This window comes from Roseomonas alba (assembly GCF_019430885.1).
Taxonomy (GTDB): Bacteria; Pseudomonadota; Alphaproteobacteria; order Acetobacterales; family Acetobacteraceae; genus Neoroseomonas; species Neoroseomonas alba.
This window is the reverse complement of the sequence record NZ_JAHYBZ010000004.1, coordinates 385,261-408,358: the sequence shown is the minus strand read 5'-3', so window position 1 is coordinate 408,358 and position 23,098 is coordinate 385,261. Positions and strand designations below refer to the sequence as shown.

The 23,098-nt window shown below is 68.1% G+C and carries 25 protein-coding genes; 10 read left to right on the top strand and 15 right to left on the bottom strand.

Features of this window, described 5'->3' with window-relative positions:
- Window positions 1-274: 274 nt before the first annotated feature.
- The 15 genes from KPL78_RS13640 to KPL78_RS13575 form a co-directional block, all read right to left on the bottom strand.
- Window positions 275-829, bottom strand: coding sequence for a DUF6456 domain-containing protein (locus KPL78_RS13640; protein WP_219763503.1), 555 nt, complete (start codon window positions 827-829; stop codon window positions 275-277).
- Entirely contained in the window at window positions 819-1,079 is a 261-nt protein-coding gene (locus tag KPL78_RS13635) for a hypothetical protein (protein WP_219763502.1), read from the bottom strand. Before KPL78_RS13635 ends, KPL78_RS13640 begins: the two co-directional genes overlap by 11 nt.
- Window positions 1,080-1,272: 193 nt before the next feature.
- Entirely contained in the window at window positions 1,273-3,588 is a 2,316-nt protein-coding gene (locus KPL78_RS13630; protein ID WP_219763501.1) for a bifunctional DNA primase/polymerase, read from the bottom strand.
- A gap of 214 nt (window positions 3,589-3,802) precedes the next feature.
- The gene (locus KPL78_RS13625; protein WP_219763500.1) at window positions 3,803-4,024 is read right to left on the bottom strand and encodes a DUF6511 domain-containing protein; all 222 of its coding nucleotides are present in this window, start codon (window positions 4,022-4,024) and stop codon (window positions 3,803-3,805) included.
- A complete protein-coding gene (locus KPL78_RS13620) occupies window positions 4,017-4,616 on the bottom strand; it encodes a hypothetical protein (protein ID WP_219763499.1) in 600 nt (199 codons plus the stop codon). The genes KPL78_RS13625 and KPL78_RS13620 overlap by 8 nt, the downstream gene beginning before the upstream one ends.
- Window positions 4,616-6,199: a DEAD/DEAH box helicase gene (locus tag KPL78_RS13615; RefSeq protein ID WP_369412749.1), complete on the bottom strand. Its 1,584-nt coding sequence runs from the start codon at window positions 6,197-6,199 to the stop codon at window positions 4,616-4,618. The genes KPL78_RS13620 and KPL78_RS13615 overlap by 1 nt, the downstream gene beginning before the upstream one ends.
- Window positions 6,196-7,125, bottom strand: a complete 930-nt coding sequence (locus tag KPL78_RS13610; protein ID WP_219763498.1) for a PD-(D/E)XK nuclease family protein — start codon at window positions 7,123-7,125, stop codon at window positions 6,196-6,198. The genes KPL78_RS13615 and KPL78_RS13610 overlap by 4 nt, the downstream gene beginning before the upstream one ends.
- Window positions 7,126-7,137: 12 nt before the next feature.
- The gene (locus KPL78_RS13605; protein WP_219763497.1) at window positions 7,138-7,671 is read right to left on the bottom strand and encodes a DUF669 domain-containing protein; all 534 of its coding nucleotides are present in this window, start codon (window positions 7,669-7,671) and stop codon (window positions 7,138-7,140) included.
- Window positions 7,672-7,674: 3 nt separating this feature from the next.
- Window positions 7,675-8,469 carry an ATP-binding protein gene (locus tag KPL78_RS13600; protein WP_219763496.1) on the bottom strand — a complete coding sequence of 265 codons (795 nt, stop codon included), beginning with the start codon at window positions 8,467-8,469 and terminating at the stop codon, window positions 7,675-7,677.
- Entirely contained in the window at window positions 8,469-8,657 is a 189-nt protein-coding gene (locus tag KPL78_RS13595; protein WP_219763495.1) for a hypothetical protein, read from the bottom strand. The genes KPL78_RS13600 and KPL78_RS13595 overlap by 1 nt, the downstream gene beginning before the upstream one ends.
- Before the next feature lie 2 nt (window positions 8,658-8,659).
- Window positions 8,660-9,133, bottom strand: coding sequence for a hypothetical protein (locus KPL78_RS13590; RefSeq protein WP_219763494.1), 474 nt, complete (start codon window positions 9,131-9,133; stop codon window positions 8,660-8,662).
- Between the two features lie 28 nt (window positions 9,134-9,161).
- Window positions 9,162-9,296, bottom strand: coding sequence for a hypothetical protein (locus KPL78_RS30195; protein WP_255568966.1), 135 nt, complete (start codon window positions 9,294-9,296; stop codon window positions 9,162-9,164).
- Window positions 9,293-9,718 carry a hypothetical protein gene (locus KPL78_RS13585; RefSeq protein ID WP_219763493.1) on the bottom strand — a complete coding sequence of 142 codons (426 nt, stop codon included), beginning with the start codon at window positions 9,716-9,718 and terminating at the stop codon, window positions 9,293-9,295. Before KPL78_RS13585 ends, KPL78_RS30195 begins: the two co-directional genes overlap by 4 nt.
- Window positions 9,718-10,062, bottom strand: coding sequence for a hypothetical protein (locus KPL78_RS13580; protein ID WP_219763492.1), 345 nt, complete (start codon window positions 10,060-10,062; stop codon window positions 9,718-9,720). The genes KPL78_RS13585 and KPL78_RS13580 overlap by 1 nt, the downstream gene beginning before the upstream one ends.
- Window positions 10,055-10,255 (bottom strand): hypothetical protein, encoded by a 201-nt coding sequence (locus KPL78_RS13575; protein ID WP_137125661.1) that lies wholly within the window; start codon window positions 10,253-10,255, stop codon window positions 10,055-10,057. Before KPL78_RS13575 ends, KPL78_RS13580 begins: the two co-directional genes overlap by 8 nt.
- A 193-nt stretch (window positions 10,256-10,448) precedes the next feature.
- Here KPL78_RS13575 and KPL78_RS13570 point away from each other — a divergent pair, with 193 nt between their 5' ends.
- The 10 genes from KPL78_RS13570 to KPL78_RS13525 all read left to right on the top strand — a co-directional run bounded on the left by KPL78_RS13570 (window position 10,449) and on the right by KPL78_RS13525 (window position 23,041).
- The gene (locus tag KPL78_RS13570; RefSeq protein ID WP_219763491.1) at window positions 10,449-11,225 is read left to right on the top strand and encodes an XRE family transcriptional regulator; all 777 of its coding nucleotides are present in this window, start codon (window positions 10,449-10,451) and stop codon (window positions 11,223-11,225) included.
- A 240-nt stretch (window positions 11,226-11,465) separates the two neighbouring features.
- Window positions 11,466-12,047, top strand: a complete 582-nt coding sequence (locus tag KPL78_RS13565; protein WP_219763490.1) for a L,D-transpeptidase — start codon at window positions 11,466-11,468, stop codon at window positions 12,045-12,047.
- 288 nt (window positions 12,048-12,335) lie between these two features.
- On the top strand, window positions 12,336-12,824 hold the full coding sequence (locus tag KPL78_RS13560) for a DUF2924 domain-containing protein (protein WP_219763489.1): 489 nt from the start codon (window positions 12,336-12,338) through the stop codon (window positions 12,822-12,824).
- Window positions 12,821-14,155, top strand: coding sequence for a recombinase family protein (locus KPL78_RS13555; RefSeq protein ID WP_219763488.1), 1,335 nt, complete (start codon window positions 12,821-12,823; stop codon window positions 14,153-14,155). The genes KPL78_RS13560 and KPL78_RS13555 overlap by 4 nt, the downstream gene beginning before the upstream one ends.
- Window positions 14,152-14,544, top strand: a complete 393-nt coding sequence (locus KPL78_RS13550) for a hypothetical protein (protein WP_219763487.1) — start codon at window positions 14,152-14,154, stop codon at window positions 14,542-14,544. The genes KPL78_RS13555 and KPL78_RS13550 overlap by 4 nt, the downstream gene beginning before the upstream one ends.
- A gap of 145 nt (window positions 14,545-14,689) precedes the next feature.
- On the top strand, window positions 14,690-16,879 hold the full coding sequence (locus KPL78_RS13545) for a type I restriction-modification system subunit M (protein ID WP_255568963.1): 2,190 nt from the start codon (window positions 14,690-14,692) through the stop codon (window positions 16,877-16,879).
- Window positions 16,880-16,979: 100 nt separating this feature from the next.
- On the top strand, window positions 16,980-18,290 hold the full coding sequence (locus KPL78_RS13540) for a restriction endonuclease subunit S (protein ID WP_219763486.1): 1,311 nt from the start codon (window positions 16,980-16,982) through the stop codon (window positions 18,288-18,290).
- Window positions 18,287-18,820 carry a hypothetical protein gene (locus tag KPL78_RS13535; protein ID WP_219763485.1) on the top strand — a complete coding sequence of 178 codons (534 nt, stop codon included), beginning with the start codon at window positions 18,287-18,289 and terminating at the stop codon, window positions 18,818-18,820. Before KPL78_RS13540 ends, KPL78_RS13535 begins: the two co-directional genes overlap by 4 nt.
- A gap of 10 nt (window positions 18,821-18,830) precedes the next feature.
- Window positions 18,831-19,922 carry a DUF4268 domain-containing protein gene (locus tag KPL78_RS13530; RefSeq protein ID WP_219763484.1) on the top strand — a complete coding sequence of 364 codons (1,092 nt, stop codon included), beginning with the start codon at window positions 18,831-18,833 and terminating at the stop codon, window positions 19,920-19,922.
- Window positions 19,919-23,041 (top strand): type I restriction endonuclease subunit R, encoded by a 3,123-nt coding sequence (locus KPL78_RS13525; protein ID WP_219763483.1) that lies wholly within the window; start codon window positions 19,919-19,921, stop codon window positions 23,039-23,041. The genes KPL78_RS13530 and KPL78_RS13525 overlap by 4 nt, the downstream gene beginning before the upstream one ends.
- Window positions 23,042-23,098 lie beyond the last annotated feature (57 nt).

The window sequence follows — 23,098 nt, the reverse complement described above, 5'->3', positions numbered from 1 at the left end:
TCGAGTTCTTTCGAACCGCCGCCAAGAGAGCAGGCACAGCCTCCTCGTCCACAACGTAGCGCCAAACGTTCGTGTCCAAGAGGAATCGCGCTACGGACCTTCGTGGCGATGTCCGCAACGCAGTGGCTCGGGAACTGCAATCCATCGCTGACTACCTACTGGAGCTGAGCCCCTTCCTTATCGGGACTGCGGCCGAATCTCGTACCTACTCTAATCCCACCGCACCCGATCACTGTTGCCTAGTGCCTTTGGCATGTTGGCGGACTTCGGAAGATCAGGCCGCGACGCGCGTCAGCCCGTAATGCGCCGCCAACACCCCAAGCGCCGAGACCAGCACGCCCTGCCCCTGCGCATGCCCGATCGGACGCCCGCCCCAGCCGGACCGGCGCGCCCATTCGGTGATCGAACTCTCCAGCCCGACGACATGCCACACGCAGGCACCGGCGGGGCTGGCAGGACCACCGAGCGCATCGATCGCCGCCGCCACCTTCTCCCGCGCCTGGAATTGCTGCTCGGTCGTGGTGTCGACGCTGCGACCGCCATGAACGCGGATCAGCGGCATGGCGCGCAGCGTGTCGAGCGCAGCGGCACGGAACTGACGACGAAAGATCGCGCCCGCATCGTGCATCTCGCGGGTGATCGTGCCGTTGTTCAGCATCACGCCGAGGGTGTCGATGGCGTAGCGGTGGACGACCGGTCCACCGGTTTCGGGGTCCGCCTCGCGGACGCCTTCGGTGAAGCCGCCATGCTGCAGGCGCCAGCGGCTCGGGCGGCCGATGTCCTCCGCAGTGTTGTTCGGCGTCTTCCGGCGCTTGCGCTTAGCGACCATGGCGATCTCCTGTCCTGCGCGCCCCCCAGCGGCGGGTGGCCTCGTTGATGACCGCCTGGCGCAGCCAGGGGTCGGTGATGTCGTGGATGGCGAGGGCGGCGACGCCGTGCTGGTGCCAGGCAGCGGCGCGCATGCCGTCGAGGTCGTGGTCCGTCGGCGGGCTGTGACCAAGGTCGAGCGACGACCGCGGCGGTCGCGGAGAGCCAGGCAGCGTCACGGCCGCACCACCCGCGCGGTCGCGCGCATGCATGCGGGCAGCCCCTTGGGAGAGGGGAGAAAATTCAATAATAATAATACTTCAATGGGTATACATCTGCCCCTGGCCGTGGGCGCGCGTGTGCATCCACGCGTGCGCGAGAAAGATTGAACTATTGAAGATACCTCCCAACCCGGCCGCGCGCCTGGGTTTGGGCATGCGGGAAATCTCGTGCGAGCTGGATGCTTCATGGTGAGGCCTCCGTGGCGCGCGCGGGCCAGGCCGGACTGACCGCGCTGTAGAAGGTGGTCGGCTTGGTCGCGCCGGGCTCCTGTTCCGCGATGACGAGGCCCGCCTCGATCAGTGAGGCCAAGATCTCTTCGCGTTCGCGGCGCGAGAGGAACTGCGATCGCCGCGTGATGTCGCTGCGCGACTGACGCCCGCCATCTCGCACGATCTCCAGGAGCCGCTTGTGCTTGGCTTCGGTGTCGTTGTCCGAGACGCGACGCTCGGCTTCGCGCAGGAGCGTGCCGATCGAGTGCTCGACGAGGCGCGCGGCCCACGTCACGTCCCGGACCACCGTCGTCGGCTGGGCCGGATCGCGGCTGATCGCGGCGAGCATGGCGAGCTTCGCGGTGTTCTCGGCGTAACGCCCGAACAGGGCCGTTGCGAAGGATCCCTTGTGGGACCGCAGGCGCTCGGTGGCGTCGTGCCGAACCGCACTCATCGCCGCCTCAGCGTCGGGCGTCAGCGGCACCACGTAGGGCCGCACCGGCGCAGATGCCTGCATGGCCTCGGCTAGGTTGCCGCCGTGATCGTGGCCCGGCACGCCGCCGGCGATGGCCTGCAGCATCGTGACGAGCGCTGCAGTCGGTTCTGCGTCCGCCGGATGCTCGACCGGCGCGGGATAGTCGTCCTCGGTCAGGAAGATCAGGAAGCGCGCCAGGGAGCCATCGCTGAGGGCGCCTCCCTCGATGGCCTTCCAGAACGGGCCCGGCACGGTGACGCCCCAGAGACAGGCGCAGGGCTGGTGCAGGGTGACGCGGGGCTTCGCCTTCTGGTCCGCATACTCGGCGCCGATATAGGCCTCGGAGGCCGAGGTGTAGAGCTTCGTCAGCTCGGTCCAGATCGCCGCCTTGTGGAAGGGCGCGCGCGGTGCCAGCACCAGCCGCAGGAACTGGCCGAACTCGTCGACCTGGAACAAGCGGCTAGGATGCATTTGCAGCGATGCGAGCAGACCGGCGGAGGAGGCGAGATCCTCACCGCCGAGGTAGCGATCGAGCCCTGCAGCGTAGAGCGCGCGCTTCGCGCAGCGGCGCGCATGGTCCTTGCCGCCGCCGCTGTCGGCGATGCCGATGGCGTAGAGGTTACTGCGCAGGTCGGTCGGCGTGCGATACCGCCGGCCGGCGACCACGCCTAGCAGGCAGAGCCCGGCACCGAGTGCCAGGAAGGGCTGCGGGCTGACGGCCGTGCTGGTGGCGTAGTCGACGAACAGCTTCAGCGCCCCGTCGACCTCGAGGAGATCGGGCGGCACACGGTACGTCGGCGGCGCTGGCGTTGGCGCCGCGTTCGCTACCTTCGCCAGCAAGCCTGCCGCGGGGTGCGGCTGCGCCGCGCGTTCCGCCGCCGTGGCATTTAACGTGACCTCCGGCGACGGTACCCAGCCGCGCTCGATCGCCATGGCGTAGATGCTGCCGGCGCCGATGCTGTGCGGACGCAGGGTCTTCCAGCGACGTTCTGGCGTGTCGCCGCGGCCCGACGCGCCCGACTTCGAGGACTGCCGCGACCAGTCGAGCCAGAGCTGCCGGCCCTCCTCCCCCAGCGCCGCCTTGATCGCCGCGCCCATGGTGATCCAGGAAGCTCCGTCGACATCCTCGTTCGGGATGAACTGGAGGGCGGCCTGCACCGCCTCGAAGGTGCCGTGCGGATCGGACGGGCCCTTCCACGCACCCGCCGGCGCGCTGTCGGAAATCAGCGTGCGCGGCTTCATCTCCGCCGGGATCAGCGCATAGGCCTGGTCGAGCCAGGCCATGACCTGGTCTTCCGCAACGGCGGGCATCGACGCCAGCGGAACGTCGAGCAGGCTGTCCTGCGGCCAGCTGTAGGGCTTCCCCGTGCCGGGATGGATCGCGTGGGCGACGAATTGCTGGCCGCGCGCCAGAACCTCGAGCGGATGGCGCTTCCGGCCTGCGAAGGGCATTTCGGTGCGGTAGACCAGCAGGCGCTTCGGTGCCTGGCCGATGCGGAGGCAGGGCGTCTCGCCGAGCATCTCCGTCGCCAGGTCGGTGAGTTGGATCGCAAGCGCCGCATCGGTGACATCGATGTCGAGCCCGACCACCGCGCCGCAAGCAATTCCGACACCGCAGCCCGGCCAGCGCCGCCAGATGTCGATCTCGAACGGCTTCGTCGGCCGATCGGCGTGTCGCATCCAGTCGGGATACGGTGTCCACTCGCCCATGCTGAAGCGCCCCGGCACTTTGGCGCCCGGCATGATGGGGATGACGGGATAGCCGTTGTCCACCAACCGTGCCCCGTGCTCCGCCATGAACGAGGCGTCGGTCATTCCGCCTTCAGGCCTCGGGGCGTATCGGTTGGTTCGTGCTCGCCGCACCAATCATCGCTGCCAGTGTCAGGCCAGATGGCCTGCCAGGCATCCTCGTCCTCCGCATTGACGCTACCCTTCACTGCCGGTCGCGGCGCGTGCCGGCGGCATTCACCGATGCTCCCATAGACGTAGTGGGGCACCCACCAACGGCAGCTGCTGCAATGCTGGTCGCTCATCCGGGGACTCCCTGAACCTTATGCAATGCGGTGGTGATAGAGATCTGCTGCTCCACCAGACTGTCGACGTAGGCGCCGCAGATCGCCTCGATGAAGCCGCGCCAGTCCTCCGCCGACCAGGTCGCCATATCGCTGCGGCCGACCGTCTCGATGAACTGCCCGGCGATGTCGCCGGCGGCGCGCATCGCTGCGACCTCCTGCTCGTTGGGATCAACCATGCGGCGCTCCGGCCAGAGGGCTAGGCAAAACGGAGAGCAGGACGGCACCGTCCAATGAACCCGCAACGGCCGGTGCCGATGGAACCAGTCCCAATGGCGCGCTGGACGTTGGCAGACCCGGCATCTCCGTAGGCGTCGGATCGTTCTCATGTCTTGCACTTGCCGTCTTCTTCCGCGCGTACCGCGCCCGCGCCTGGGCTCGCATCCGATCGAGATTCCGGGCGCGGTACTGACGATCCGCTTCGCGTGCAGCTTCGGGATCGCGTGCGCGCCGCTCGCGCGATCGCTGCCTGGCTGCTTCACGCTCTTGCTCGACCACCGCTTCGTAGCGAAGGACATGCTTGGCAATTGCCCTCTCCGGATTGCGTTCCTTCCAGCGCTTCATCGCTTGTTCTCGCTGCAGGCGGGCCTTCGCGGGGTCGGCAGCACGGCGCTCGCGTTGCTTGGCCAGGATCTTCTCGCGGTTGGCCTCGCGATAACGCTGCGCCGCTTCGCGATTTCTGCGCTTCTTGTCCTCGGCCTCGTCTAGGCGAGCCGGCGAGGTTTCAGATTCCGGCCTCGGTTCAGCGGGACGTCTCCATGGTGCGTACATCACACGAACCTCGCGTTGACGATCTCGGTGTATTGGCCGACCGGGCGAACCTGGATGGCGATCGGCTGGCGCAGCGCACTGGTCGTGGCCATGGCTTGATCCACCGTGTCCGGCGGTGGCAGATGCGGTGCACGACGACGCCACCATGTGCAGGCCTTGTCGCGCGGGAAGCCGGGGTGCTCGAAGCAGACCCACTCGCTGTGCGAGGTGAGGCCGCACTCGTAGATCACGCGGAGCGAGGCGGGCTTGCCGGGCTTCTCGTGACGGGCGTAGCGAATGCCAGTGACCTCGCACCACGCGGCCTGCTCCTGGATCGACAGCAGGGCATTCGACGCCGCCTGCGCCGCGACCTTCACCTCCGGCGGCGGGAACTCGTAGTCGCACTCGATGCACCGCCGGACGTTGGCATGGTTGATGGTCTGGCACTCGGGGCAGACCTTGATCGGCGCCTCGCCATCAGCGGCCGGTTCCTTCCTGCGGCCATCCACCTTGTCGATTGGTCCGTGCCGCGCCGTGTTGCCCGCGAAGTCGAGGACCAGGCAGTCGTCCTTTCCTTCCGCGAGGCGCGTGCCGCGGCCGACCATCTGCACGTAGAGCCCGACGCTCTTGGTCGGGCGCAGAAGGGCGATCAGGTCGGTCCCCGGCGCGTCGAAGCCGGTGGTCAGGACATTGGCATTGGTGACGCAGCGCAGCCGTCCCGCCTTGAAGGCGGCTAGGATCCCATCGCGCTCGGGCGCCGGCGTATCACCGGTGACCGTCTCGCAGGAGACGCCGTGCTCGCGGATGGCGTCGCGGACATGGCGGGCATGGGCGATGCCGGAGCAGAACACCAGCCAGGAGCCGCGGCCCGCCCCATGCTGGACGATCTCCTGTACCGCCGCCCGGGTGACCTCGTCGCGGTCCACCGCGGCCTCGAGGTCCTTGGCGATGAACTCGCCGCCGCGCGTGCCGACCCCGCCGACATCCAGCTGCGTCTCGGTGTGCTTCGGCACGACGGGGCAGAGATAGCCTTGCTGGATCATGTCCAGCACCGGCACCTCGTAGGCGATGTCCGTGAAAAGCCGATCCTTGCCCTCGTGCAGCAGCCCGCTGTCGAGGCGGTACGGGGTGGCCGTGAAGCCCACGACCTTGAGCAGCCCGCCATTGATCTCGTTCAGCTGCTGCAGGAAGGAGCGGTACATGCCGCTGTCGCTGCGCCCGAGGAGATGGGCTTCATCGATCAGCACCAAGTCGCAGCGCTGCACCTGTCGGGCATGACGGTGGATGGACTGGATCCCGGCGAACAGCACCTGCGCGCGAATGTCCCGTCGCGACAGGCCGGCGGAGTAAATCCCAGCCGGCGCCTCGGGCCAGGCACGCAGCAGCGCCATGAAGTTCTGCTGGATCAGCTCCTTCACATGGGTGAGGACGAGCACGCGGGTGTCGGCGTAGGCGGCGATCGCCTCGCGGATGAAGCCGCCGATGACGACCGACTTCCCCGTGCCGGTGGGCATCACCACGAGCGGATTGCCGGTGGCACCGCCGAAGTAGTCGTACAGCGCGTCGATCGCCGCGCGCTGATAGGGCCGCAGCGACAGGGTCACGCTGCCACTCCATCGTGCCACGCACTGCCATCCCGCAGCCGGTAGCTGACCCAATCCTCCCCGGCGTCGATCTGCTCGCCCGGCACCAGATCCGGGATGTAGAGATGCGCCGCACAGCCGGCCTCCTGCTCGCGGCGCGAGAGCGGCAGGTCATGGCGGGTGCAGTGCCAAGCGCCCTCAGCCATGGCCGAGGCATGCAGGCAGGACCGGCAGTGGCGTTCGGGAGCGGTGCCCTGGTGGCAGACCGCGTGATGGTCGCAGAAGCGGCATTCCCACCAGGCCGGATCCTCGCTGATCCGTGCCGGCGGTCGGACTGCAGTAATGATGCGCTGCGCCTTGGCGAGCAGCCGGAGCCCGGCCTCGGCGTCGTAGCGCACCCGCTCCTGGTAGAGCTCGTCGGTGTCCTTGTTCACCGCGAGGTAGAAGGCCCGATCGATGCCGGCGAGCTGCATGTAGGCCTGCATCTGTGCCCAGTGCAGCGGCTTGGCCTTCGCCACGCCCTCCGCGGTCAGCTTGGCGAACGACTTGGCGCTGTGCGTCTTGAACTCGACGACATGCCAGGCTCTCGGCGCTTCGGGAAAGCCGATGCCGACCGCATCCATGCTGCCGCCGAAGTGGCCGGTGGGATCGCGCAGCGTCCACTGCCGCCCCGTCGCCGGATCGATGTCGAGCACGGTGACGCCGATACGCCGGAGGTCAGCGACGAAGCGCGCCTCGGCGAGGTTCCCGGTCTCGAACAGCCGGAGCAGCCGGCCGGTGTGCCGCGCCCGCGTCGCCCAGCGAAAGCCGCACCAGAGCGCGCGCTCGCAGCCCGTACCGATCTGCGAGGCGCCGAGATGGGCCCGCCAGCCAGCATCGCCCGCCGCCTCGTAGGCGGCGTAGATGGCGGCGACCGTGGCGGCGGGCGGGGGCGGCAGCACGACCATGGCGCACCCGGGTCAGGCGCTGCGGCGCCAGGGCGGCGTGGCGGTCGCCGGCCGAGGCGGCGCTGCAACGGCGGCGGCTGGAGCGGGCGCCGGGCCGCGCGGCGCCGCTGCCGAGACGATCCCGGGCGCGGCACGCTCCGCGGCATAGCCAGTGATCTTGTTGCGGGCCTGATGGAAGACGCCGTGCTTGTCGGTGCCCGCCGGCTCGTACTTCACGCTGACCAGCATCGGCTTGAAGTGCAGCTGCTCGCTGTCGGCGACCTGCATCTGCCCAACCGCATGGCAGATCGCCGACAGCGTCCGCTGCGCGATCTCCATGGTCTGGGTGCTCGCGTTCACCAGGTTCAGCTGGTCCCACAGCTTGCGCCGGGCATAGGGGCCGTCGAGCACCTCGAGCACCAGCTTGAGGTACTGGCCATCGCCCGAGCGCGTCGGCAGCAGCTCGCTCTCGATGATGTGCGCGCGGTATTTCCCCGCCGGCAGCGGATCCATCGGCTGGGCGGGGGCGACGCCACTGGCGTCGAAGGTGCCGTTGAGGGAGGCCATAGCTCAGCTCCTGTCGGTCGGGGCGGTGGGCGTTGGGGAAGAGGTGTTGGGGGCGCCGTAGAAGGGGATGCCGGCGGCGAGCGTCGGCCAGTCGAGCGCGAGGCTCTCCGGCAGGCCGAAGCGGTTCTTGGCGAGGAAGGCCGGGCGCTCGACGGTGTGCAGCAGGCGATCGCCGCCGGTGACGCCGCGGACGACCTTCTTGCCGAAGCCGGCATCCGACTTCAGCGTGGTGATGCGGTAGTTCGCGAAGAGCACGGCATCGACATGCTCCTGCACCAGCGCGGCGGCCCGGGCATGGAGCTTCGGCTGGTAGCGGTCGTAGGGCTCCGTCTCCGGGCTGTCGAAGCGCCGGATGTCGGCATGGGCGATGAGGATCACCGCCATACCGCGGTCGTCGCGCAGCCCATTGATCCCGTCGAGGAAGGCGCGCCAAGCGTCGAGCGCGGCGACATACCCCTTGCCGTAGCCGGGCTGCTCAATGTCATTCCAGCCATTGGCCTCGGCGGTGTGCTGCCAGATCAGCGGCTCCAGCCAATCGAGGCTGTCGAGCACCACGGTCTGGAAGTGGTGGGGCTCGGTGTAGAGGCTGGTGATCGCCTCCATCACCGCCTCGAAGCTGCGCAGCAGGCCGAAGGTGTCGGCCGCGATGGTCCCGAGCCCGTCCTCCGTCTGCAGGAAGACCGGTGCCGGGGCGCCGGCAGCGAGCTGGGTCTTGCCGATGCCGGCGACGCCATAGACGAGAAAACGCGGCGGCCGCGCGTCGCCGCTGCGACGCAGGGATGCGAGGGAGATCGCCATCAATGCGTCTCCTGCTTCGGCGCGCGGGGCTTGGCCTTGATGACGTCGACGCTGATGTCGCCGCCGGCGCGGGCGACTGCCTCGGCGAAGCCGTCGAGCGTCTCCTCGAAGGCCGTGACCTCCTTCGCGCGGGCGATGGCGTCGCCCTCCAGCGGGATCGCGACGCGGATGCGCAGTTCGTGGGTCATGCTCAGCACTCCACCTGTTCGAGGCTGTAGGAGGGGCGGCCGGTGCCGACGGTGCGCGCGGGCTGGAACAGCGCCTGCAGCTTCGGCGGCCAGGCGGTGAAGCGGCTCTCGGGGACCTTGATCTCGGTGGCGACGTAATCCGCCGGATCCTCACCCCAGCTGCGGAGGGTCTCGGTCGCGGCCGCGAGGCGTCCCTGGTCCCACTCCACCCGCTTGGGCAGATCAGCGGAGATCTCGAAGCCGGCGTCGAGGAAGCGGACCCGCCCGGTGTCCTTGCCCTCAGCCTGTCGGCGCTCGGTGGCGACGGGGCCGTAGCGACGATGCAGGGCGTCGGCGAGCAGGTCGGAGACGTGCTTCGCATCGGCGCGCAGCGCGGCGGCGTCTTCCAGCAGCAGGGCAAGATGGGCGGGCGGCAGACGGGACGCCTGGCCGGCATCCATGCCGCGCAGATCAGCGAGGGTGGTTCGGTTGCTCATGGAACGGTCTCCGGGAGGCGGGGATGCGTCAGGGGATCGAGGCGAGGCCGACGGCCCAGCACAGGGCGAGGAAGCCGCCGGCGAGGGCGGCGCCGCCGGCCGCGGTTCGGGCGAGGTCGCGGGCGCGCTGCAGGTGACGGGCACGGAGGGGGCGGCGGCTCATGCGGCCTCCCGCGCGATGGCGTCGGTCGGCGGCAGCGGACCCTGCTCGGCGCTGCGGCGGCGGGCGCAACGGCCGGCATCGCCATCCGGGTCATTGAACCGCGCGCTACGGCCGGCGACCTCGAGCCAGACGTCGAACCGGACGACGACCAGCGGCATCGTGCGGTCCTGGATCAACACCAGCGCGTCCTTGTTCCCGATCCAGCGCAGCAGGGTCTTGAAGCCGGCGCCGTCGCCGCGCGCCTTGACCTCGGCCTTCACCGGTTCGGCGCCGCGCACGTAGAGATCGACATCGGCGTCGTTGCCGCGGTAGCCGAGTGCACCGGACAGCGGCACGCGCTCGGCGTGGATGCCGGATTTGCGGTGGACATCGACGATAGCCCGCTCGCGGCGCAGGCCCTTGTCGCGGGAGGCCTTGCCCATCACGCGATCACCTGCGGTGCGGGCCGCGCGGGCGACATGCCGAGCGCGATGGCGACATAGGCATAGTCGTGCGGACCGATGCGATGCTGAACGAGGCGAAGGAAGCCCCTCTCGGCCAACCGGAAGGCGAGCCGCGCCGTCTCTCCCAGGGCGTTACAGTCGCGACGGCGCATGCCGGCAGCCCAGCCGTGCCACATGTCCCGCGCGACATGGCCGCGCCAGTAAATGGCGCGATCACCGGGCATGGCGTTCACCACCCAAGCCATCAGCTCCGCCGAGCCGAGCGGCAGCACCTGATCGGGCAGCGCGGGGGATGCCGGCGGGGCGGTGTCGAGATCATGCATGGCGGTACCTCCGGAGCGCGCCCAGCTCGGCGAGCAGGCGTTCATCGATGGGACGGCCGCTGAAACGCGCCGCCTCGGCGACCGCGGCCCAGTAGCGGGCGGGGATCCCCCGGCGGCGCCAGGCGCGGACAGTGACCGCCTCGACGTCGAGCACGGCGGCGAGGTCGCTGGCGCTGGGCCAGAGACTGATCACCTCGGCGAAGCTGCGCGGCGGCGAAGGCGGGGAGGGCGAAGCCCGCCGCGTTGGCGCGGCTGGTCGCGGGCGGGGGGATGACCTGGCGGGCATGCCGGACAGATACGCTCCGTCGCGGCACGCAAACAAGACTGTTTGTATATGCAGAAACCTGCTACACAATCGCGAAGAAAGCGCTACATATTGCAGCGCCATGGAATCCACCGCAGACCGCCTCCGCCGCTTTCGCGAAGCCAAGGGCATTGATTCAGGGGCCGAATTGGCCCGTCTCGCCGGCGTGCCGGAGGCGACCTACCGCGCCTATGAGAGTGGCCGTCGGCCGCTCACGGCGCGGGCGGCGCGCGAGCTCGCCGTGCCCCTCGGCATCACCTGGCAGATGCTGCTGTTCGGCAAGGAGGCGGGTGACGCGGGCATCGCCATCAACACCCCGGAGGAAGCCGCTGCGGTGCTTGGCCAGCGGGTGCGACGCAAGGCTGCGCCGCCGCGGCCGCCCACCTCCTACACCGGCCCGGCCGCGGCCGAGGTGATCAGCATGGGCGGCGACAACTGGGCGCTGCTGCCCGTCTATGATGCCCGCGCCTCAGCCGGCCCGGGCCAGGAGATCGACCGGGAGGCGGTGGTCTATCGCATTGCCTTCCGGGAGGAGTGGGTCCGCACGGTCACCACCGCGCCGCTCGACCAGTTGGCGGTGATCTCGGTGGATGGGGACTCCATGGAGCCGACCCTGCGCACGGGCGACACGGTGCTGGTCGACTTCCGGCAGAATCAGCCGGGGGACAAGGACGGGATCTACGTCATCCGCACCGGCAACGGCCTGCAGGTGAAGCGGGTGCAGGTGGAGCTGGGCCGGCCGCCGCGGCTCAGCGTGCTGTCGGACAACGCCGCCTATCAGCCGCAGCGGGGTCTGAGCGCGGAGGACGTCCATGTCATCGGGCGGGTGATCTGGCTCGGCCGGCAGGTCGGCGCGTAAGCGGCGGCGAGCCTGTGGACAACGGCGTCGTCGCTATCGTTGACTTGGCGCAAGCAGTTTCGCTGCTGCTCAGGGGATTCCGGACGATCGATGCGGGTTAGCCGAAGGAGCCTTGTCGCCGGCCTGCCTGGCCTGCTCGCGGCGTGCGCGTCGTCCGAGGCGCCGCAAACCGTGCCGGGCGTGGCGTCGCCCCAAGCTGATGCCGCCCCACCTGCTGCGCCCGCACCGCCGCCCGCGGCCGTGCCGGCGATCGAGCCGGACTATCGCCGGATCTACGCGGCCATCACCACGGATCGCTTTTGGATCCCGGCGGTGAACCTCCGGCGCATCGATCCGCGGTTCCTCCGTCGCGAGGTGGCCTATCCGCGCGATGACGAACTGGGGACCATCGTCGTCGATACGGCCGCCCGCTATGCCTATCTCGCCCTCGAGGGCCGCCGCGCCATGCGCTACGGCATCGCCGTGGGCCGGGACCAGGCCTTCAATCTCACGGGCGAAGCCTTTGTCGAGCGCAAGGCCGCCTGGCCGAACTGGCGCCCGACGCCCGACATGGTCCGGCGCGATCCGCAGCGCTATGGCCCGTTCCGCGACGGCGTGCCAGGTGGCGGCCGCAATCCGCTCGGCGCGCGGGCGCTCTACCTCTACCAGGACGGCGTCGACACCTATTACCGCCTGCACGGCACGGTGGAGCCCTGGACCATCGGCACCATGGCTTCGGCCGGCTGCGTCAGGCTGATCAACCAGGACATCATCGACCTCTACCAACGCGTCCCGATCGGGGCGCGGGTGGTGATCCTGCCGCCGGACGTCTCGGTCGCCTGAGCAGGACGGGCCAGCCGGCCGAAGCACGGCGTAGCGCTACAAATCAGCACTCCCGGCAGCGATCAACGATTCGTATTGTCACGCCATGCAGCGTGACGACCGTCCCATCAACGCCCACCTCCCACCCCATCTCCGCGAGGTCTGCGACCTCCTTGCCCGCGGCCTGCTGCGGCTGCGCAGCCGCGCTGCCGCGGAAGACGTCCGCGCGGCCGGCGGCGAGAGCGTGGTTCGCCTACACTCCGTCCCCGGCCAGCGCCTTCGTGCGAACCCCAGGGGAAAGGGAGACGCATGACCCGCGCGAAGCCGAACGCCACGACGACGACAATAACCGCCATCCCGAAGCCGAACGTGCCGGCGCGTCTCGCCGCGCTGCCGGGCATGCCGATCGGGGAGTTGAAGGCCGAGTGGCGCAGCCTCTTCGGCACGGAGCCGCCGCCGTACAATCGGCGCTTCCTGGAGAGCCGCCTCGCATACCGCATCCAGGAACTCGCCTATGGCGGCCTGAAGCCTGAGACGCTGGCGCGGCTCGAGGCGCTGGGCGAGCAATTCGACGGCAGGAATATCACCCTGCGTCGCATCCGCCACGAGCAGCGGCCGATCGCCGGCACGCGGCTGATCCGCGAGTACCAGGGCGTCGAGCATGTCGTCACCGTCACGCGCGACGGCTACGAATACCAGGGTCGCCCCTACCAATCGCTCTCCGCCATAGCCCGCGCCATCACCGGCACGCGCTGGAACGGCTGGGTGTTCTTCGGCCTGCGGAAGCCCGGCGCATGACCCGCCGCGAACCCGTCCTGCCGGCGAAAATCCGCAAGCTCCGCTGCGCCGTCTACACCCGCAAATCTACCGACGAGGGGCTGGACAAGGAGTTCAACTCGCTCGACGCGCAGCGGGCCGCGTGCGAGGCCTTCATCACGTCGCAGCGCTCCGAGGGCTGGGTGCTAGTGCACGATCGCTACGATGATGGCGGCGTGTCGGGCGGCACGCTCGATCGCCCCGCATTGAAGCGCCTGCTGGCCGACATCGAGGCCGGCCTGATCGACGTCATCGTCTGCTATAAGATTGATCGCCTGTCCCGCTCGCTGATGGACTTCGCCAAGCTGGTGCAGACCTTCGACGACAACGAGGTCACATTCGTTGCTGTCACTCAGAGCTTTAATACCACCACCAGCATGGGCCGGCTCACGCTGAACATCCTGCTGAGCTTCGCGCAATATGAGAGGGAGATCATTGGCGAGCGCGTTCGCGACAAGATCGCCGCCTCGCGCGCGCGGGGGATGTGGATGGGCGGGCCGGTGCCGCTTGGTTACCGGGTCGAGAACCGCAAGCTCGTGGTCGACGAAGCCGGCGCCGCGACGGTGCGGCGGGTGTTCGAGGGTTTTGCCGAGATCGGCTCTGCCACCCGGCTCCTGCCCGTCCTCCGGGCCGAGGGCCTCGTCACCAAGACCGGACGGCCCTTCGACAAGGGGGCGGTCTACAAGCTGCTGGTGAACCGCACGTTTCTTGGCGAGGCGGTGCACAAGGGGACGTCCTATCCCGGCGAGCACGCTGCCATCATCCCGCGGGATCTGTGGGACCGGGTGCACGCCATCATGGTTGAGAGCCCACGTGCTCGCGCGGCGAAGAACCGCGCCACCGCGCCGGCGCTGCTGCGCGGCCTGATTTTCGGGCCAGACGGGCGGGCGATGTCGCCGACCCACACCCGGAAGAAGGGGCGGCTCTACCGCTACTACGTCAGCCAGGCGGTGCTGCAGGGCGGGGCAGACGACGCGCCGCACCGGCGCCTGCCGGCCGGGGAGATCGAAGGGCTAGTGATGGCGCAGGTCCGTGCGCTGCTACGTCAGTCCGAAGTCGTCGTTGGCACGTGGCGGGCAGCGCGGGAGGAGGCGCCGGACCTGACCGAGGCCGAAGTGCGCGACGCGCTCGGCCGGCTCGACCCGCTTTGGGACGAGCTGTTCCCTGGCGAGCAGGAGCGGATCGTGCGGCTGCTGGTCGAGCGCGTGATGGTCACCGAGGCGGGCGCCGAGATCCGGCTGAACCTGGAAGGGCTGGCTGGGCTGGCGCGGGACATGGTGGCGAAGCAGCCGCGCGAGGCGATCGCAGCATGACCAGCGTGACGGTGGTGGTGCCGATGACCATCCGGCGCCGCGGCGGGCGGAAGCAGATCATCGGGCCGGATGGGGCGCCAGTGCAGGCTCGCCAGGACGGGCCGGGCGTGGAGACCTCCAGCGGCGATCCCGCCCTGGTGAAGGCGCTGGCGCGGGCATTTCGCTGGCGGCGGATGCTGGAGGAGGGACGCTACGCCTCCATGCGCGACCTGGGCGTCGCCGAGGGGGCAGATCGGTCCTATGTCGCGCGCCTGCTGCGCTTAACCCTGCTGGCGCCGGATCTGGTGGAGGGCATCCTCGATGGTCGGCAGGCCGTGGACGCGAACAGCATCCGGCCCGGGATGTCGATCGACGACGCGTGGGCGGAGCAACGTCGCGCTCTCGGGTGACGCATGGAAGGCACACAGACAAGATTCGCGCGCGCGGACCAGGCATAACCCACCGCGCGATTGAATCCGTTCCACCCATGGTTGATCATATCGCGCCGCAGCCCCGAATCGTCAGGCTGCTTCGCCAATATGATCCCGGGAAGCCATGGTCCGCGAAGTCCTACGTGAGCGTTTTATCGAGACCCTGAAGGAACTTGGCGGCAGCGCCGGCAATGGGCGCCTGCGCGATACCCTGGGTTGGCAGGACGATACTTACTGGACCGTCCACGCGGCACTCATCGAGGACGGCACCATCATCGCCGGCCGCGGGCGGGGCGGGTCGGTGGCACTGACCCAGGGGCGGCCCTCTCAACCGAAGCAGCAAAGTCTTCTGCCAGCCGCTTCCGAAGCACCATCGCCTCGAACGTTGGTCCGGCTCCCAACGGGACTCACCGACAGTGCCATGACGACACCAACCAGCACCACTTCGCGGTCATCAGATGTCATCATCCCACCAGCGGTGACCCACGCCTCTCTGTCGGCGCTGATCTGGTCCGTCGCCGACCTGCTGCGCGGCGATTACAAGCCCTCCGAGTACGGCAAGGTTATCCTGCCCTTCACCGTGCTGCGCCGCCTCGACTGCGTCCTGGCGCCGACCAAGGCGAAGGTGATGGCCGAGAAGGCCGCCAAGGAAGCAGTCGGCATCAACCCCGAACCCTTTCTGCTCCGTCTCACCGGCGTGCCCTTCGCCAACACCTCCCCGCTCGACATGAAGACGCTGATGGGGGACCAGGATCATTTGGCCGCCAACCTCGCCGCCTACATCCAGGGCTTCTCCCCCGCGGTGCGCGACATCTTTGAGCGCTTCCGCTTCGCAGAGCAGACCGACCGCCTGCAAAAGGCTGGCCTGCTCTACCAGGTGACCGAGAAGTTCGCCGGCTTCCCGCTGCACCCGGACGCCGTGAACAACCACGACATGGGCCTGGCCTTCGAGGAACTGATCCGGAAGTTCGCCGAAATCTCCAACGAGACCGCCGGTGAGCACTTCACCCCGCGCGAGGTCATCCGCCTCATGGTGAACCTGCTGTTCATTGAGGACAGCGACATCCTCACCCCCGGCAATCCGGTGGTGCGCACCATCTACGACCCCACGGCGGGAACGGGCGGCATGCTCTCGGTCGCCGGCGAGCACCTGCTGGAGCACAACCCCAAGGCCTCCCTGACCATGTTCGGCCAGGAGCTGAACGACGAGAGCTACGCCATCTGCAAGGCGGACATGCTCATCAAGGGCCAGAACGTCGCCAACATCCTGCCCGGCAATACGCTATCGGATGACGGGCATGCCGGGCGGAAGTTCGACTACATGCTCTCCAACCCGCCCTTCGGCGTGGAGTGGAAGAAGGTCGAGAAGGAAGTCCGTAAGGAAGCCGAGCAGATGGGCCATGCCGGCCGCTTCGGCCCCGGCCTGCCGCGCATCTCGGACGGCTCACTGCTGTTCCTGCTGCATCTGATCTCGAAGATGCGCCCCGCCAAGGATGGCGGCAGCCGCATCGGCATCGTGCTCAACGGATCGCCGCTGTTCACCGGCGGCGCGGGTTCGGGCGAAAGCGAGATCCGCCGCCACGTGCTGGAGAACGACCTGGTGGAGGCGATCATCGCCCTGCCCGCCGACATGTTCTTCAACACCGGCATCGCCACCTATGTCTGGGTCCTGTCGAACCGGAAGCCCGAGGCGCGGCGCGGCCTGGTGCAGCTGATAGACGCCTCCGCGCTGTGGCAGAAGATGCGCAAGAGCCTCGGCTCCAAGCGCAAGGAGATGGGCGAGGAGGACATCGCCGCCGTCACGCGCCTGTTCGGTGATGGCGTCGAGGCGCAGCTCGCCACCCTCACCACCGCGGACGGCAAGACCAGCCGCGTGGTGGTGCGCGACGGCGAGGCCCCACCGCCCGCACCCGAGGGCGGCACCGTGAAGCTGGCCCCGCTCTCCCGCGTGTTCCGCAACGAGGCCTTCGGCTACCGCACCATCACCGTGGAACGGCCGCTTAAGGATGAGGCTGGCCGGCCCGTGCTCGGCCAGAAGGGCAAGCAGAAGGGCAAGCCGCAGCCAGACCCGGCGCTGCGCGACACCGAGAACGTGCCGCTGACCGAGGACGTGCAGGCGTATTTCGCGCGGGAGGTCCTGCCCCACGCGCCCGATGCCTGGATCGACGAGGACAAGACGAAGACCGGCTACGAGATCCCGTTCAACCGGCACTTCTACGTCTTCGAACCACCGCGGCCGCTGGCTGAGATCGATGCCGACCTGAAGCAGGTGACCGACCGCATTCTGGCAATGATCGGCGGGCTGGCGGCGTGAACGGTGCCGAGGATGATGCGGATGCGCTGCGGCAGTTGGAAGCCGCGGCGAAGACGCCGCCGAAGCGGCAGATGGCCCCACCGGCTGGAGGCGGCAAAGCATGAGCGTTTCGAGATATCCAGCGTATCAGGACAGCGGCGTTGAATGGCTTGGCGAGGTCCCGGCGCATTGGACCCTACGCCGGCTCGGCTACTACCTGGCAGAGCGCCGCGAAAAGGTGAGCGATCGGGATTTTCCTGCGCTCTCTGTCACCAAGAACGGAATAGTGCCCCAGCTCGAAACGGCGGCGAAGACAGACGATGGTGACAATCGCAAGCGCGTCTGCACCGGTGACTTCGTCATCAATGGGCGCTCGGATCGAAAGGGCTCATCAGGGCTATCGGCGCTCGATGGCTCCGTCTCCCTCATCAATATCGTGCTCTATCCGCATCAGCCGATCGAGATGGAATTCGTGGGCCACTTGCTGAAGAGCCCAGTCTTCCAGGAGGAGTTCTACCGTTACGGGAAAGGCATCGTAGCCGATCTCTGGAGCACGAACTTCTCGGAGATGCGGAACATCTTGCTGGCGGTCCCACCGCCGGCCGAGCAATCCGCCATCGCTGCCTTCCTCGACCGCGAGACCGGCAAGATTGACGCGCTGGTGGCCGAGCAGGAGCGGCTGATCGGGCTGCTGAAGGAGAAGCGGCAAAGCGTCGTCTATGGTGCCATGACGACGGGCGCCGCACACGCACCGCGGACCAAGCCTTCGGGCGTTGGCACCCCGGCATTTGTGCCAGAGCATTGGGAAGTCCTGCCGCTGACGCGTGTGGTACGGCAGTTCGTCGACTACCGCGGTTCGACACCCAACAAGATCGACGATGGTATTCCCCTCATTACCGCCACTCAGATCAAGGAGGGCCGCATAGATCACGCCCTCGATCCGGTGTTCATATCAGAAGCTGAGTATGCTTCGCGGATGACCCGCGGTTTTCCTGCCCTCGGCGACGTCCTGCTCACCACCGAAGCGCCGCTCGGCGAGGTTGCTCAAATTGAGGATACGAGGGTTGCACCCGGCCAACGGATGATCCTTCTGAAGGCCGATGAAGCCAAGATCAGGAGCGACTTCCTCTTTTGGCATTTTCGATCGGACTTCGGCCGGAAGGAACTTTGGACCCGGGCGAGCGGATCGACGGCCAGCGGCATCCGCAGCGATAGGTTGCGGGCCAGCGCAGTTCTGGTGCCGCCCTTGGAGGAGCAGGATCGAATTGTTGCCTTCATCCGGGATGCGTTGGCGAAGTTTGCCGGGGTCGAGGCGGAGGTACAGAAACAGATTTGTCTGCTTCAGGAACGCCGCGCCGCCCTGATCTCCGCCGCCGTCACCGGCAAGATCGACGTGCGCGGCCTCGTCCCCGCGGCACAGGAAGCAGCATGAGCATCGACCGAACCCTGCAGACCCTGCCCAGCCTGTCCACCGAGGAACGCGCGCGCCTCCGCGCCAATGCCGAACGCCTGCAGGCGACGGGAACGCCGCAGCAGAAGACCGACGCGGCCCGCATCCTGCAGGCCATGGCGGACCAAGCGGAAGCCGATCGCCAATCGCTGATCGACCGCCTTGGCCCCCTGCCGGTCGCCCAGCGTGTGGCCGAAGCCTTCCGCGCCCACCCCATGACCGAGACGGAACGCAAGGTCATCCAGGCCCTGCTGGACCATCCCGGCGCCACCTCCGAGGAACTGTCCCGTGCGCTCGGCTGGGGCGGCAAGGCGTGGCACATGCATTTCGGCACCATGTGCTTCAACCGCGAGGCCTATCTCTGGCCCGCCCCGCCGTCGGACCGGCCCAACAAGGACTTCTACTGCGGCATCCTCGCGGACCTGACCGAACGCACCCCCCGCTGGTCGATGAAGCCGGACGTGGCAGCCGCCTTCGCCGCCATGGGCCTCGCGCCTGCACGCCCCGGCTGAGGCCCTCGCCATGCCGATCTATGAAGCCCGCCCCGAAGGCCTGGTCCCGGTCGCCGCCACCACCTTCGAAGCCGCGGGCCTGCGCGAACGCGGCGACATCCAACGCCTGCTGAAGGACCGCATCGCCAGCCTGGAAGGCGGCCTGATGGTCCTCGCCGAGGAATTCAGCGACTGGGCCGACAGCACCCGGCGCATCGACCTTCTCTGCCTCGACGACAACGCCAACCTCGTCGTCGTGGAGCTCAAGCGCACCGATGATGGCGGCCATATGGAACTGCAGGCGCTGCGCTACGCCGCCATGGTCGCCAAGATGACCTTCAGCCATGCGGTGGACGCGCTCGCCCGCTACCGTGACCGCGCCAACCCGGACACCGACACGGCCCGCGCGGATATCCTCGCCTTCCTCGGATGGAGCGCGCCGGACGAGGACAGCTTCGCGAAGGACACGCGCATCGTCCTGGCCGCCGCGGATTTCGGGAAGGAACTGACCACCGCGGTGCTCTGGCTGCGCGACCACGACGTCGATATCCGCTGCGTCCGGCTCAAGCCCTACCGGATGGAGGATGGGCGCCTGCTGCTCGACATCCACCCGATCATCCCCTTGCCTGAGACGGCCGAGTTCCAGACCCGGCTTGAGGAGAAGCGCGCGGCCGAGCGGAAGGAGCGTGGCGAGCGGGCGAATCTCCTCGCCCGGTTCCTGGCGCAGCTCGCCGAGCGCGCCGCGCCGCGCATCGACCTGCATCGCGGCCGGACGCCGGATGCGGATCTCGGCGTCCTGTTCGGCTCGATCGGCAAGTCGGGCTTCACGCTCAACTACGTCGTGGCGAAGGATACGTCGCGGGTTGAACTGCTGATCCAGCGCGATGACGGGCGGCAGCAGCTCCTGCGCCTTCAGGAGGGCCGCGAGGCCATCGAGGCCGCCTTCCGCGCGCCCCTGATCTGGCAGGAGAAGGAGGGGGTCCGGCAATGCCGCGTCTATCATCCGGTCTCCGGCGGCTATCGCTCGGCGGAGGCGGAGTGGCCCCGCATCCAGGATGAGATGATCGACGCCATGATCCGACTGGATGGTGCCCTGCGCCAACGCGTGCTGGCGCTACCATGACCGGCATCCACAAGGAAATTGCCTTCGAGGATGGCATCTGCGCCCATTTGGCTGCGCATGGCTGGCTGTATGAGGCCGACGCCGCCGCACGCTACGACCGCCAGCGCGCACTGTTCACCGAGGATCTGATCGCCTGGGTGCAGGCGACCCAGCCGGATGCCTGGGGGGCGCTGGCCAAGGCCAATGGCCCCGCCGCCGCTACCGTGCTGGCCGACCGCCTGCGCGCGGCGCTGGACAGGCAGGGCACGCTAGAGGTGCTCCGCGCCGGCCTCGATGTGGTGGGGCTGAAGCAGCGTCTGGCGCTGTGCCAGTTCCGCCCGGCGTTGGCGATGAATGATGCGCTGCAGGCGCGCTACGCCGCCAACCGGCTGCGGGTGGTGCGGCAGCTGCGGTACTCGGTGCATGGCGAGAACTGCCTCGACTTGGTGCTGTTCCTCAACGGCATCCCCGTCGCGACGGTGGAACTGAAGTCGGACTACACCCAGAAGGTGCAGGATGCGGTGGACCAGTACCGCTTCGACCGTCTGCCGAAGGCGCCCGGCAAGAACGCGGCGGAGCCGCTACTGGCCTTCCCCGGTGGTGCGTTGGTGCATTTCGCGGTCAGCAATAGCGAGGCGCAGATGTGCACGCTGCTGGCTGGCGCCGACAGCAAGTTCTTGCCGTTCAACCGCGGCCATGATTTCGGCGCGGGTAACCCGCCCAACCCGAATGGCGCCCCGACCGCCTATCTGTGGGAGCAGGTCTGGCAGCGCGATGGCTGGCTGGAGATCCTCGGCCGCTACCTGGTGCCGCTGAAGGACGACAAGAAGAAGCTGAAGGGCTGGATCTTCCCGCGCTTCCACCAGTTGGATGCCACGCGGAAGCTGGTGGCGCAGGTGCTGGCGGATGGGCCGGGCGGGAAGTACCTGATCGAGCACTCGGCCGGGTCCGGCAAGACCAACTCCATCGCCTGGACGGCGCATTTCCTGGCCGACCTGCATGACGCCGGCAGCAAGAAGGTGTTCGACACCGTGCTGGTGGTGTCCGACCGCACGGTGCTGGACAAGCAGCTGCGCGAGGCGATCGAGGGCTTCGAGCGCACCGCCGGCGTGGTGGCGGTGATCACCGGCGATGGCGGGGCGAAAAGCGGCGAGTTGGCCGAGGCGCTGGCGTCCGGCAAGAAGATCGTGGTCTGCACCATCCAGACCTTCCCGTTCGCCCTCAAGGCGGTGCGGGACCTGTCCGCCAGCAAGGGCAAGCGCTTCGCGGTGATCGCGGACGAGGCACATTCCTCCCAGGCCGGACAGGCAGCAGCCAAGCTGAAGATGACGCTGACAGCGCAGGAACAGCAGGATCTAGACGATGGCGGCGAGGCCAGCATCGAGGATCTGCTGGCCGCGGAGATGAGCGGGCGCGTCGGCCAGGATGCCGGTATCACCTTCGTCGCGTTCACCGCCACGCCCAAGGCCAAGACGCTGGAACTGTTCGGCCGCCGGCCGGATCCATCCAAGCCGGCGGGGAAGGACAATCTGCCGATCGCCTTCCACACCTACTCCATGCGCCAGGCGATCGAGGAGGGTTTCATCCTCGACGTGCTGAAGAACTACACCGCCTACAAGATGGCCTTCCGCCTGACCCATGCGGGGAAGGAGATCGACGAGAAGGAGGTGGACGCCAGCGAGGCGAAGAAGGGGATCATGGGCTGGGTGCGCCTGCACCCGCACAACATCGCCGCGCGCGTGGAGATCGTGGTCGAGCACTTCCGGCAGAACGTGGCGCACCTGCTGGGCGGCAAGGCCAAGGCGATGGTGGTGACCGCCGGCCGAAAGGATGCGGTGCGCTGGATGAAGGCCATGGAGGCCTACATCGCCAGGAAGGGTTATGCGATCGGGCTGCTCGGCGCTTTCTCGGGCGAGGTGAATGACCCGGAGACCGGGCTTGAAGCCTTCACGGAGACGAGCCTGAACCCGGGCCTGCGTGGGCGGGATATTCGGGAGGCCTTCGCCACGCCGGAATTCAGCATCCTGCTCGTGGCGAACAAGTTCCAGACCGGCTTCGACCAGCCGCTGCTTTGCGCCATGTATGTGGACCGCAAGCTCGGCGGCATCCAGGCGGTGCAGACGCTGTCGCGCCTGAACCGCGCCTACCCGGGCAAGGACACCACCTACGTGGTGGACTTCGTGAACGAGCCCGAGGCCGTGCTGGAGGCCTTCAAGCAGTACCACACCACCGCGGCGCTGGCCGACGTCAGCGACCCCAACGTGGTTCTGGACTTGCGGAACAAGCTGGATGCGATGGGATACTACGACCAGTACGAGGTCGAGCGGGTCGCCAAGGTGGCGATCAACCCGAAAGCTACGCAGGGCGACCTCGACGCCGCGATCGGTCCCGTGAGCAGCCGGTTGCTGACGAAGTTCAAGCAGGCGCAGCAGGCGTTCCGTGGCGAGCCTGATGGGTCCAAGGCGCAGCAGGCGGCCAAGGACGAGATGGAGGCGCTGTGGCTCTTCAAGCGGGACCTGGGCAGCTACGTTCGGGTGTACGAGTTCCTGGGCCAGATGTTCGACTACGGGAACACTGAGTTCGAGAAGCTCTACCTCTTCGCCAAGATGCTCCTGCCGCTGCTGGACTATGGGCGAGAGCGGGAGGGGATTGATCTCTCGGCGCTGAAGCTGACGCACCATCGGATGCGGGATCTAGGGCAACAGAAGTTGAACCTGGGCGGCAATGCGCTGGCCGCGCCACTGACGCCGGTGACCGAGACAGGTTCGGGCCAGGTGCAGGACAAGCACAAGCTGCGGCTGCAGGAAATCATCTCGGCGATCAACGACCTGTTCGAGGGGGAGATCACCGAGGGGGACGCCGTGGCCTATGTGGACGGGGTCATCAAGACGAAGATGTTGGAATCTGACCTGCTCCGCAGCCAGGCAACGGCGAACACCAAGGAGCAGTTCACCAACTCCCCCAATCTCGGCGATGAGCTGATGAACGCGATCATGGACGCCATGGCTGCGCACCAGGTGATGAGCAAGCAGGCGCTGAACTCGGAGACGATCCGGGCGCGCATGCTGGCGACGCTGCTCGGACCGGGGGAGTTGTGGGAAGCGCTGCGTGGCGCGAGTGGGGCTGCCTCCACGCCGTGACGCGGGCTGCCGGATCAGAGGTGGATTGGGGGGCAACGCGCTCCACCAACTCAGCCA

What these genes read in the sequence shown, in the direction of transcription:
- KPL78_RS13640 (WP_219763503.1), bottom strand. Translation starts at nt 829, where the DNA reads ATGGTCGCTAAGCGCAAGCGCCGGAAGACGCCGAACAACACTGCGGAG.
- KPL78_RS13635 (WP_219763502.1), bottom strand. Translation starts at nt 1,079, where the DNA reads ATGCATGCGCGCGACCGCGCGGGTGGTGCGGCCGTGACGCTGCCTGGC.
- KPL78_RS13630 (WP_219763501.1), bottom strand. Translation starts at nt 3,588, where the DNA reads ATGACCGACGCCTCGTTCATGGCGGAGCACGGGGCACGGTTGGTGGAC.
- KPL78_RS13625 (WP_219763500.1), bottom strand. Translation starts at nt 4,024, where the DNA reads ATGGTTGATCCCAACGAGCAGGAGGTCGCAGCGATGCGCGCCGCCGGC.
- KPL78_RS13620 (WP_219763499.1), bottom strand. Translation starts at nt 4,616, where the DNA reads ATGTACGCACCATGGAGACGTCCCGCTGAACCGAGGCCGGAATCTGAA.
- KPL78_RS13610 (WP_219763498.1), bottom strand. Translation starts at nt 7,125, where the DNA reads ATGGTCGTGCTGCCGCCCCCGCCCGCCGCCACGGTCGCCGCCATCTAC.
- KPL78_RS13605 (WP_219763497.1), bottom strand. Translation starts at nt 7,671, where the DNA reads ATGGCCTCCCTCAACGGCACCTTCGACGCCAGTGGCGTCGCCCCCGCC.
- KPL78_RS13600 (WP_219763496.1), bottom strand. Translation starts at nt 8,469, where the DNA reads ATGGCGATCTCCCTCGCATCCCTGCGTCGCAGCGGCGACGCGCGGCCG.
- KPL78_RS13595 (WP_219763495.1), bottom strand. Translation starts at nt 8,657, where the DNA reads ATGACCCACGAACTGCGCATCCGCGTCGCGATCCCGCTGGAGGGCGAC.
- KPL78_RS13590 (WP_219763494.1), bottom strand. Translation starts at nt 9,133, where the DNA reads ATGAGCAACCGAACCACCCTCGCTGATCTGCGCGGCATGGATGCCGGC.
- KPL78_RS30195 (WP_255568966.1), bottom strand. Translation starts at nt 9,296, where the DNA reads ATGAGCCGCCGCCCCCTCCGTGCCCGTCACCTGCAGCGCGCCCGCGAC.
- KPL78_RS13585 (WP_219763493.1), bottom strand. Translation starts at nt 9,718, where the DNA reads ATGGGCAAGGCCTCCCGCGACAAGGGCCTGCGCCGCGAGCGGGCTATC.
- KPL78_RS13580 (WP_219763492.1), bottom strand. Translation starts at nt 10,062, where the DNA reads ATGCATGATCTCGACACCGCCCCGCCGGCATCCCCCGCGCTGCCCGAT.
- KPL78_RS13570 (WP_219763491.1), top strand. Translation starts at nt 10,449, where the DNA reads ATGGAATCCACCGCAGACCGCCTCCGCCGCTTTCGCGAAGCCAAGGGC.
- KPL78_RS13560 (WP_219763489.1), top strand. Translation starts at nt 12,336, where the DNA reads ATGACCCGCGCGAAGCCGAACGCCACGACGACGACAATAACCGCCATC.
- KPL78_RS13555 (WP_219763488.1), top strand. Translation starts at nt 12,821, where the DNA reads ATGACCCGCCGCGAACCCGTCCTGCCGGCGAAAATCCGCAAGCTCCGC.
- KPL78_RS13550 (WP_219763487.1), top strand. Translation starts at nt 14,152, where the DNA reads ATGACCAGCGTGACGGTGGTGGTGCCGATGACCATCCGGCGCCGCGGC.
- KPL78_RS13545 (WP_255568963.1), top strand. Translation starts at nt 14,690, where the DNA reads ATGGTCCGCGAAGTCCTACGTGAGCGTTTTATCGAGACCCTGAAGGAA.
- KPL78_RS13540 (WP_219763486.1), top strand. Translation starts at nt 16,980, where the DNA reads ATGAGCGTTTCGAGATATCCAGCGTATCAGGACAGCGGCGTTGAATGG.
- KPL78_RS13535 (WP_219763485.1), top strand. Translation starts at nt 18,287, where the DNA reads ATGAGCATCGACCGAACCCTGCAGACCCTGCCCAGCCTGTCCACCGAG.
- KPL78_RS13530 (WP_219763484.1), top strand. Translation starts at nt 18,831, where the DNA reads ATGCCGATCTATGAAGCCCGCCCCGAAGGCCTGGTCCCGGTCGCCGCC.
- KPL78_RS13525 (WP_219763483.1), top strand. Translation starts at nt 19,919, where the DNA reads ATGACCGGCATCCACAAGGAAATTGCCTTCGAGGATGGCATCTGCGCC.